Source organism: Aeromonas media (genome assembly GCF_000819985.1).
Taxonomy (GTDB): domain Bacteria; phylum Pseudomonadota; class Gammaproteobacteria; order Enterobacterales; family Aeromonadaceae; genus Aeromonas; species Aeromonas media.
The window spans coordinates 24,548-33,684 of the sequence record NZ_CDBZ01000084.1 but is presented as its reverse complement, the minus strand read 5'-3'; the positions used below and the strand labels follow the sequence as shown (position 1 = coordinate 33,684).

General features: G+C 63.6%; 8 protein-coding genes and 1 pseudogene. 3 read left to right on the top strand and 6 right to left on the bottom strand.

From position 1 onward, the window contains the following. Together BN1127_RS07390 and BN1127_RS07385 are read right to left on the bottom strand one after the other, a co-directional pair. A pseudogene (locus BN1127_RS07390) lies at nt 1-290 on the bottom strand (PepSY-associated TM helix domain-containing protein); the annotation flags it as partial. A gap of 65 nt (nt 291-355) precedes the next feature. Further along, the gene (locus BN1127_RS07385; protein WP_042649019.1) at nt 356-2,398 is read right to left on the bottom strand and encodes a TonB-dependent receptor; all 2,043 of its coding nucleotides are present in this window, start codon (nt 2,396-2,398) and stop codon (nt 356-358) included. A 278-nt stretch (nt 2,399-2,676) separates the two neighbouring features. Between BN1127_RS07385 and BN1127_RS07380 the strand changes: the two genes are divergently transcribed. Further along, nucleotides 2,677-3,156: a GNAT family N-acetyltransferase gene (locus BN1127_RS07380; protein ID WP_042649018.1), complete on the top strand. Its 480-nt coding sequence runs from the start codon at nt 2,677-2,679 to the stop codon at nt 3,154-3,156. Between the two features lie 86 nt (nt 3,157-3,242). Here the strand turns inward: BN1127_RS07380 and BN1127_RS07375 are convergent, their stop codons facing one another. Continuing rightward, the gene (locus BN1127_RS07375; RefSeq protein WP_042649017.1) at nt 3,243-4,301 is read right to left on the bottom strand and encodes a porin; all 1,059 of its coding nucleotides are present in this window, start codon (nt 4,299-4,301) and stop codon (nt 3,243-3,245) included. A gap of 218 nt (nt 4,302-4,519) precedes the next feature. Between BN1127_RS07375 and glpX the strand changes: the two genes are divergently transcribed. Both glpX and BN1127_RS07365 read left to right on the top strand, forming a co-directional pair. Next, on the top strand, nt 4,520-5,530 hold the full coding sequence (glpX, locus tag BN1127_RS07370) for a class II fructose-bisphosphatase (protein ID WP_042649016.1): 1,011 nt from the start codon (nt 4,520-4,522) through the stop codon (nt 5,528-5,530). 169 nt (nt 5,531-5,699) lie between these two features. After that, a complete protein-coding gene (locus BN1127_RS07365; protein ID WP_041206765.1) occupies nt 5,700-5,951 on the top strand; it encodes a YkgJ family cysteine cluster protein in 252 nt (83 codons plus the stop codon). Nucleotides 5,952-6,125: 174 nt separating this feature from the next. Here the strand turns inward: BN1127_RS07365 and BN1127_RS07360 are convergent, their stop codons facing one another. From BN1127_RS07360 to BN1127_RS07350, 3 genes are read right to left on the bottom strand one after another with little or no spacing between them, the layout of a single operon-like run. Then, the gene (locus BN1127_RS07360) at nt 6,126-7,289 is read right to left on the bottom strand and encodes a heme biosynthesis HemY N-terminal domain-containing protein (RefSeq protein ID WP_005330966.1); all 1,164 of its coding nucleotides are present in this window, start codon (nt 7,287-7,289) and stop codon (nt 6,126-6,128) included. A gap of 10 nt (nt 7,290-7,299) precedes the next feature. Further along, nucleotides 7,300-8,376 carry a uroporphyrinogen-III C-methyltransferase gene (locus tag BN1127_RS07355; RefSeq protein WP_042649015.1) on the bottom strand — a complete coding sequence of 359 codons (1,077 nt, stop codon included), beginning with the start codon at nt 8,374-8,376 and terminating at the stop codon, nt 7,300-7,302. Beyond that, the gene (locus tag BN1127_RS07350) at nt 8,373-9,107 is read right to left on the bottom strand and encodes a uroporphyrinogen-III synthase (protein WP_042649022.1); all 735 of its coding nucleotides are present in this window, start codon (nt 9,105-9,107) and stop codon (nt 8,373-8,375) included. Before BN1127_RS07350 ends, BN1127_RS07355 begins: the two co-directional genes overlap by 4 nt. Nucleotides 9,108-9,137: the final 30 nt, after the last annotated feature.

Below are 9,137 nucleotides of genomic sequence, written 5' to 3'. Positions count from 1 at the left end.
GGCAGGGTCCGGGCCGGGGTGATGCTGATCCGCCCCTCCTCCAAGCCCTCGGGGTAGTGCTGTTGCAGCAGGGCTTTCAGTGCGTCCGGGCTCGCCAGCGGCGTGGCCAGCGTTATCTCCTCGCTCGACTTTTCGGTGTGGGGGCCGGGCAGGGGCAGCACGGCCCTGTGCTGGAGCCAGAGGCCGGTCAGGCCGTAGAGCAGCATCAGGGTGAGGGTGGCAAAGCCCGCCCAGGCGTGGATGCGGCGCACCCACTTGTTGTTGTGAAGGGGGAGTCTCTTGGGTTTCATCATGGTGGCGCGTCATAAAAAAACTGGCCAGCAGGGGCTGGCCAGTTTGGCTGTGGGCAGGAGGATCAGAAGCGGTAGGCGGCGGTGAGATTCAGCTGACGGGGACTGCCCGGCATGATCTGGGCCGCGCTGGTGGCGCTGACGAAGTAGTCGTGGTCGGTCAGGTTCTCCACGCTGAGCTGGGCATCCCAGTGCTGCCAGCGGTAGCCGGCGCGGGCGTCATAGCGGGCGTAGCCCGGCAGCACTGTGGTGTTGGCGTTGTCGGCGAAGCGATCCCCCACCGCCGTCACCCCGGTTTCCCCATACCAGCCCTGCTTGCCGCTCTGGTAGCCGGCGAACAGCTGGCCGTTCTCGCGGGAGACGTTCATCGGCCGCTTGCCCTGCAGATCCGGATCCGCCTTGACCTGCTCCGCGTCCTGGATGGCGATGCCGCCGTGCAGGTAGAAGGCGTCGGTGAGCTGGGCGCGGGCGCTCAGCTCTATGCCGTCGGTGCGCTGCAGGCCGGTGAGGAGCACCTTGGTGGGATCCAGCGGATCCTTGCTGCGCTTGTTGTACATCTCCAGCCGGTAGAGGGAGAGGGTGGTGGCCAGGCGGCCGTTCAGCCAGTCGCTCTTCACGCCCCCTTCGTAGAGACGGGTGTGCTGGGGATCCAGGTTGTTGTTCTTGTCCCCCGGGGTGATGCCGATCAGCTCGCCGCCGACCGGGGTGAAGGTCTTGCTGTAGGAGGTGTAGAAGGCGTGCTCCTCGATGGGGTTCCACACCAGCCCCAGACGGGGGCTCAGGCTGGTGACCGAGAGGGTCTCCTCCTTGTCGAGGTCGTTGCGGCGGCTGGTGACGGTGAACGCGTCCCGGCGCAGGCCGCCGAGCAGGTGCCAGTCCCCCAGGCTGAGCTGATCCTGCACATAGAGGCCGTAGCCACGCACCTTGTGGTTAGCGTCGCTGGAGAGCTTCATGGCACCGTTGTAGCTGGGCAGTGAGCCCGGATCGTACAGGTTGCCCGGGGGGATAGGGGTGGCGTTCTGATAGAGCTTGGGGGTGCGCTCCTGCCAGCTCTGCTCCAGGCCCACCAGCAGGCGATGCTCGACGGGACCGGTCTGCAGCTGGCCTTCGGCTTCCGTGTTGCTGGTCAGGTTGTTGGCCTTGAGATCCTGCTGCCAGCGGGCGCGGGTCACCTGGTCGCCCTTGACGCTGGTGACATAGGTGTTGTCGAACTGGCTGTCGAGGCTGGTGTAGCCGAGCTGCTGGCGCAGTTGCCACTGCTCGTTCAGATCCCAGGTGAGCTGGGAGCGGGTGGACTGGGCCACGTCATCTATGAAGTCGCGGCTGGTGTCGCTGTAGACGCTCTCTATGGGCACGTCGGCCGGCCGACCGTTGACGCCGGGGATGCCGCGATCCGGGGTGCGATCGCTGCCGTTGCGCTCGTACTGCACCAGCCAGTTCAGCTTGTCGGTGATTTCCCAGTTGGCGGACGGTGCCAGCAGGGTGCGCTTGCTGGTCACGCCGTCGCGAAAACTCTCCTTGTCCTCCTGGGCCAGGTTGAGGCGCAGTTGCACCCGCTCGCCTGCCTCGGCATTGAGATCTGCGGCGAGGCGCTGGCTGTCGAAGCTGCCGACCCGGGCACTGACGCTGGAGGCCTGGCCCCGCTGCGGCTTCTTGCTGACCCGGTTGATGATGCCCCCCGTGCTGCCACGGCCGTAGAGCACGGCGGCCGGCCCCTTGAGCACCTCGACCCGCTCTATGTTGCCGAGATCCCGGGTGTACTGCATGTCGTCCCGCAGGCCGTCGAGGTAGAAGTCGTTGCTGGCGTTGAAGCCGCGGATGTTGACACCGTCGAAGCGGGTGTCGCCGCTGGCGTTGACCCCGGGGATGCCGCTCAGGGCCTCGCTCAGGGTCGGTTGGCCGTAGGCGGTCAGCTCGCTGGCGGAGACGCTCTCTATACTCTGGGGCACCAGCTTGGCCGGGGTGCTGGTGCGGGTGGCGGTGGCGACTTCCTCGTGTTGGCTGCGTTTGCCGACCACAGTGAGGGTTTCGTCTTCGGCCTGGGCGCTGGCGCAAAGGGACAGCAAGGCGACGCCCAGCAGGGCGCGCGGGGAGTTGGGATTATGCATCTGCGTGTGACTCTTTTAATCGACCTGTCGGCCTGAACTTATTGATTTATTTGTAGTTATTAGTATCTCCCGTTTCGAGAGGACGCTAATGATATTGATTTTCATTTGTCTTGCAAGGCAAAGATGCAAAAATCCCACACCTACGAGCAGTTGTGCGGTCAGTTGAGGATCATTGCCCTGATGCAACCCATCGGATGAGTCTTGGTTGAGGCAAAGGGCTGGTTTACCATCCGGGTTCGGTGGCGCCGATGCTGCCCCAAGGAAACAGGAAACGGAACATGGAAGAGATCATCAGGGCAGACCTTCATAACCGGCAGCACGGCGAGGCGCTGGTCTATCTGCTCAACGAATACGCGAAAGACGAGATGGGCGGGGGCAGCCCCCTCGCCGATGAGGTGAAGGCCAATCTGGCGCAGGCCCTGGCGGCGAGAAGTGGTGCCCATGTGTTGCTGGCCTGGGTCGATGGGCAGCCGGCCGGGGTGGCCACCTGCTTCGAGGGCTTCTCGACCTTCGCCTGCCGGCCCCTGCTCAACCTCCACGACCTTGCGGTGCACCCGGATCATCGCGGGCGCGGCCTCGGCAAACGGCTGCTGGCGCAGGTGGAGCAGCTCGCCCGGGAGCTCGACTGCTGCAAGTTGACCCTGGAAGTGCTGGAGGGCAACAGGGTGGCGCAGGCCGCCTACCTGGCCAGCGGTTTTGCGGGCTATGAGCTCGATCCCGAGGTGGGCCGGGCCCTGTTCTGGCAGAAGAAGCTCTAGCCTCTGTGGCTCAGCCCCCAGGCGGGAGGGGAGAATGAAAAACGGCGCGCAGAGGGATCTGCGCGCCGTTTTGTCTGGGGCCGGAGTTAGAAGTCGTAACGGGCCGCCAGCTGGAAGTCATCCTTGGTGTTCAGCTTGCCGCTGTCATTGCTGTCCAAGTTGTTGATGCGGTACTCGCCGATGACGCGCAGGTTCTTGTTGAACTTGTACTGGGCACCCAGGGTGTAGTAGTCGATGGAGTCGTAGTCGGACTTGCCGCTCTGCTCCACCTTCTGCTTGTTCCACAGGGCCATCAGGCCGAAGCCGCTCTCGAAGTTGTAACCCAGCGCCCCTTCCCAACCGGTGTGATCCTTGCCGGTGGCCAGGAAGTCGCTGCCGTCGGCGTAGCTCAGGGCGGCATAGACGGCCTTGTTGTCGTACTTGGCGGAGAGCAGCCACAGCTTGGCATCCTCTTCACCGCTCTTGTCGCGGATACCCACGTTGTAGGCGGTACCCAGGGCCAGGTTGAACGGGAAGGTGTAGGCCAGGGCGGCGCCGTAGGCGGCATCGCTGTCCTTGCTGCTGGTCTCTTCGGTGTCACCGCCGTCGAACTTGTAGCTGGTATCGATCTGGAAGCCGTTGAACAGGCCGGAGTATTTCAGCACCGAGCCGGCACGGTTGGTGGCGAAGGTGTCGGTCTTGGCGCCCAGCGCCTCGTTGCCGTAGCCGTCGGAGAGGGAGACGTCGGTCCAGTCGGCCAGCAGGCCGGGGGCGCCTTTCTGACGACCAAAGGTGACATAGCCCCAGTCGGCACCCACACCGGCGAAGGCCAGACGGGTGCGCATGTTGTCGGAGTTCTCGCTGACGGTCTTCTCGCTGTCATTGACGTAGATCTGCAACTCGTACTGGGCCAGGGCCTTGAGACCCGGGTTGATCTCGCTCTCTACCTTGGCGCCCAGGCGGACGAACTGGTTGGCGCCCTGCTTGTCGCTGTATTCGTTCTTGATGTCGCCATTGGCATCCAGCTCTTTCTTCTCGCCGAAGAACTGGCCGGCGTAGATGCGGCCGTAGAGGTCGAGCAGGGTGCTCTCGTTTTTGTACACTTCAACGGCTTGAGCCTGGAAGGCGGCGGTAAGAGCCAATGCTACTACTGTCAGCTTTTTCATCATGATCCCTTGTGTTGCAAGCTTTTGTTTTAAAAGACGGGGCCATGCTAGAAGTGACAGATGACAGTCGGGTGACCGTGCAATGAACAAACCGTGTCGATTCCATGTCAGCGGGATGAAAACCGGGATTTATGTGGCGAGCTGCCACTTTTGCGCGCAAAGGTTTGCCCTTGTGGTAGAATGCCGCCCGTTTTCGAGCTCCTAAGGTTGGATATGCGATGAGACGTGAACTGGCAATCGAATTTTCCCGAGTGACGGAAGCGGCTGCACTGGCTGGCTACAAGTGGCTCGGACGTGGTGACAAAAATATCGCCGATGGCGCGGCCGTTGCGGCCATGCGTCACATCCTCAATCAGATCCAGATCGATGGCGAGATTGTGATAGGCGAAGGCGAGATCGACGAAGCCCCCATGCTCTACATCGGCGAGAAGGTGGGCACGGGTCAGGGCGACGCCGTGGACATCGCGGTCGACCCCATAGAGGGCACCCGCATGACCGCCATGGGGCAGTCTAATGCCCTGGCCGTGCTGGCCGTGGGCGACAAGGGCTCCTTCCTCAAGGCTCCCGACATGTACATGGAGAAGCTGATCGTGGGTCCGGGCGCCAAGGGCGCCATCGATCTCGATCAGGCCCTGGAGCTGAACCTCAAGGCCGTGGCCAAGGCGCTCGGCAAGCCGCTCTCTCGCCTGACCGTCATCACCCTGGCCAAGCCGCGTCATGACAAGGCGATCAAGGAGATGCAGGGGCTGGGCGTGCGGGTGTTCGCCATCCCCGACGGCGACGTGGCCGCCTCTATCCTCACCTGTCTGCCGGACAGCGAAGTGGACATGCTCTATGGCATCGGTGGCGCCCCGGAAGGGGTGATCTCGGCGGCGGTGATCCGCGCTCTGGACGGCGACATGCAGGCGCGCCTGGTGCCCCGTCATCAGGTCAAGGGCGACAGCCCCGAGGTGCGTGCCCTGGGCGAGCAGGAGATTGCCCGTTGCCAGGATCTCGGCATCGATGTGAGCAAGGTGCTCAAGCTGGAAGATCTGGCCAAGAATGACAACGTCATCTTCTCGGCCACCGGCATCACCAAGGGTGATCTGCTGGAAGGCATTACCAGCAATGGTGTCATGGCGACCACGGAGACCCTGCTGATCCGCGGCAAATCCAGAACCATCCGCCGCATCAAGTCGATCCACTTCCTGGATCGCAAGGACAGCGTGGTGCGCGACATCATTCTCTGATGAGAGTGGGTTGAACCTGCTGAAGATGAAAAGCCCGACCGCTGCTGCCGTCGGGCTTTTTGTTGCCCGCGCGTCCGGGTCTGGACTATTTAGCGCGACAGGGCGGATAAGGCTAAGGGGAATCGGGGCCCTTTGATAGACTGCTTCGCCATGCACAGGAATGCATCATATGGAATGTCGTCAAGGTTGCGGTGCCTGCTGCACAGCCCCCAGTATCAGCAGTGCCATTCCCGGCATGCCGGAGGGCAAGCCGGCCGGCGTTCCCTGTGTTCAGCTCGATGCGTGGCTGGGCTGCAAGATCTTCGGCCAGCCTGAGCGGCCTGCGGTGTGCAGCAGCTTTCGGCCCATGCAGGACGTGTGCGGTTCTCACCGCCAGGAGGCCGTCTGGCTTATTGGCGAGATGGAGCGGCTGACGGCCTGAGCCCTTGACTCTCTCCCTCAGAGATAGGAGGGGGGTTGCTTGTTTCCCCCTCATCCCCAGCCCTTCTCCCGCGAGGGGAGAAGGGCGCTGAGAAACACCCCGAATCAACGCGGGAACACGGAATAGAAAAAGGCCGCAATTGCGGCCTTTTTGGTTCTCTCTGTCGAGCTGGGGTCAGACGTCGGCCAGTTGCAGGGCCTGACGATAGTACTCGTTGGCCTTGTTGGTGAGACGGCGCTTGTCCATCACCTGCCCGAGGGCATGGTAGAGGGCGGCATCCGGCCGCTTCGCCACTTCCTGCTCCAGCAGGCGCTGGGCATCGTCCAGCTGGCCGGCCAGCAGGTAGACTCGCGCCAGTGCCGCCTCGGCGCCCGGCTGATCCTGGATCTTCTTGAGCAGGGTCAGCATGGGCTGATAGTCATCCAGCCTGAGTTTGGGCAGACGGGCGAACAGCTCGGGGGAGGGATCCTTGCGCAGGGCCTCCAGCCAGAGGTCGGCCGCCTCGCTGTCGGCACCGAGCCGGCGCAGACGATCCCCGTAGTTGGCCAGCAGTTCGGGGTCCTGACGCAGCTTGCGGGGCAGCGCCTGCCATACCGGGCGCAGTGTCTCGAGGGCGCCGCTGGCAGCCTCGAGACGGCCAATCCAGGCCTGGTGCAGCAGGGCTTCTTCCTGCACCGACGTCAACTTGCCCACCTTGCGCAGGGCCGGGGCGAGATCGATGAGGGCCGCCCAGTCTTCCCGGGCCAGATAGACCTGGCGCAACTGATCAAGCACCATGGGGTGGCGCGGGTGCAGGGCGTAGACGGACTCGAGCCGACCGAGGGCACTGTCGTACTGACCCTGCTCTATCTGCAGCTGGGTCTGGATCAGGGTCAATGCCAGCTCGGCTTTGGGGTTCTCCTCCTGCGCCTTTTGCAGGTAGTGATCCCGGCGCACGTCATCGCCCCGGGCCTGGGCCACTCTGGCGGCACTCAGGTAGTTGAGCAGCGGGGTGTCGCTGTTGTCAGCGCCCTTGATCAGCAGCTTCTCTGCCTGGTTGTAGTGCCCCTCGGCCATGGCCAGGGTGGCATTCACCGTTTGCAGGTTCGCCTTGCGGCGACGGCGCGAGCCGAACCAGCCTTGCGTCTTGCGGCGCAGGCCGAAGACCCGGCCGAGCACCCACTCGACGATGAGCAGGGCACCATAGAACAGTACCGCCAGGATCACGGCGCTGGTGACCGAAGACTCCACCGTGTAGTTGCCAAGCGAGATGAGCACATAGCCCTTATTGCCGGACGCTTCGGGGCCGAAGATCAGGCCCGCGACCATCACGGCCACCACGACGATCAGACGAATCATGGTCTCCTCCTCAGTTGCCGGCCAGGATGCGTTGCAGGCGTTCGGTCAGCACCTGTTCCAGCATGGCCTGGGTCTTGAACTGATCCGGGTAGTCAAACTGGATCTGCTCGCCTTTGAGCTTGTCGAGCTCGGACTGCATGTACTGGGTGGCGCTGTTGTCGGTATCGAAGTACTGGGTCAGCCAGCGCTGGGCCTTCTCCAGGCTGTCGGTATAGAGCGCTTGCTGCTCGCGATAGACGGCGAGCTGGGCCTGCAACAGCTTGGTCTTGAGGTTCTCCCGCAGGAAGATCTCCTGCTGCGGTGAGAGCAGGGCCTCCACGGCGCCGTCGCGGCGACGTATGGTGATGAAGTTCTCGGTGAACTTGACCCAGTTCTTCTTCAGATTGCTCTCCCACTCGTCCGGATTGGCGCTGACCGCCTGATCCGGTTCGGCCTTGGCTTGTGGCATGCTCACGGTGGAGAGGGGCAGCAGCTCTATCTGGTCGGACAGCGCGGCCAGCTTCAGGGTCAAGCCTTCGCGATCGACTCGCGGCATCCCCTTGAGCTGGGCTATGTCTTCCGCCAGCGCCTTGCGAATGGGCATCAGGCTGGGGTCGTTGAGCGCCTTGATCCGCTCGTCGGCGTTGCCGAGCAGGGTGATGGCGGAGATGATGTCGTGTTCTAGCCACAGCTTGCGGCCCGCCATGCGCACCAGGTATTCGGATTCGGCGAGCATCCAGTCGTTGGGGCGCTTGTCGTCGAGATCCAGCACTTTGGTCTGCAGGGCGTCCAGCGCCTCCTGCAACTGCTGTTGGTTCTTGCCGAGGGCGCCGATCTGTTCGGCATCCTTGCTGTTGCTCTGATCCAGCTTGCCCATGGCCTCGGCCAGTTGCAGCTTGAGGGCGCCGAGTTCGGCCTGCTGGGCGACGGCATTCTGGTGGCCGTGCAGATAGAGGCCGCCGGTCAGCCCCAGGGCCAGCAGGATGGCAACGCCACCGAGGACGACGCCGGCGCCGCCCTTCTTGTTGCCGGCGGCCTTGTTCTCGGGCTTGTTGTTGTCGGCCGCGGGGGCCGCAGCACTCGGCTGGACTTCTTGCTGTTCAGTCATTCCATCTTCCTCAGTTCCAGGGCGGCCACCAGAGCCTGGTTGGATGCACCTTGGGCAATCACGATACGGGTAAAACCAGCTCCCTCGGCCATCTCGGCCACCCGGGGACTGGGCACCACCAGCAGGCGGTCATAAAGCCAGGGTCGCTGCGGGCCGGGCACCAGGGCCAGCAACCGCTGCAAGAGTTCACCACTGGTGATGAGCAGGCTGTCGAGGCCGGCTGCCTGCCAGTGGCGGGTCAATGCGTCCCCGTCGAGCTCGGGGTAGTGGCGCTCGTAGGTGGCACAATAGTGCACCAGTGCGCCGCGTGAGGCCAGCGTTCGGGCGATGAGATCCCGCCCGTCGTTGCCGCGCAGGATCAGCACCCGCTTGCCGCTCACCCCTTGCAGGGGCGGCAGGGCCAACAGGCCTTCACTGCGGGGATCGGTCGGGCAGAGGGCCTGGACACCCACCTCGCTGAAGGCATCCGTGCTCGCCTGACCGACCGCAAAGTAGTCAATATGTGGCCAGGTCAGACCAGTTTGCAACAGAAAATGATGAGCAAATTTAACGGCATGGGCGCTGACGGCGATGATGATGTCCGTTTGGGGCAGCAGCTCGGGCAGGTGGGGGAGTTCACTGCCCGGTCGGGTTTCCAGCAGCGGGCAGCACAGTGGTGCATGACCGTGCTGGCGCAGCAGTGCTGCCAGCTCGGTGGCCTGGGCGGCCGGGCGCACCACCAGCGGGACCATCAGGCCACGCTCGGTGGTTGTGACCATGAG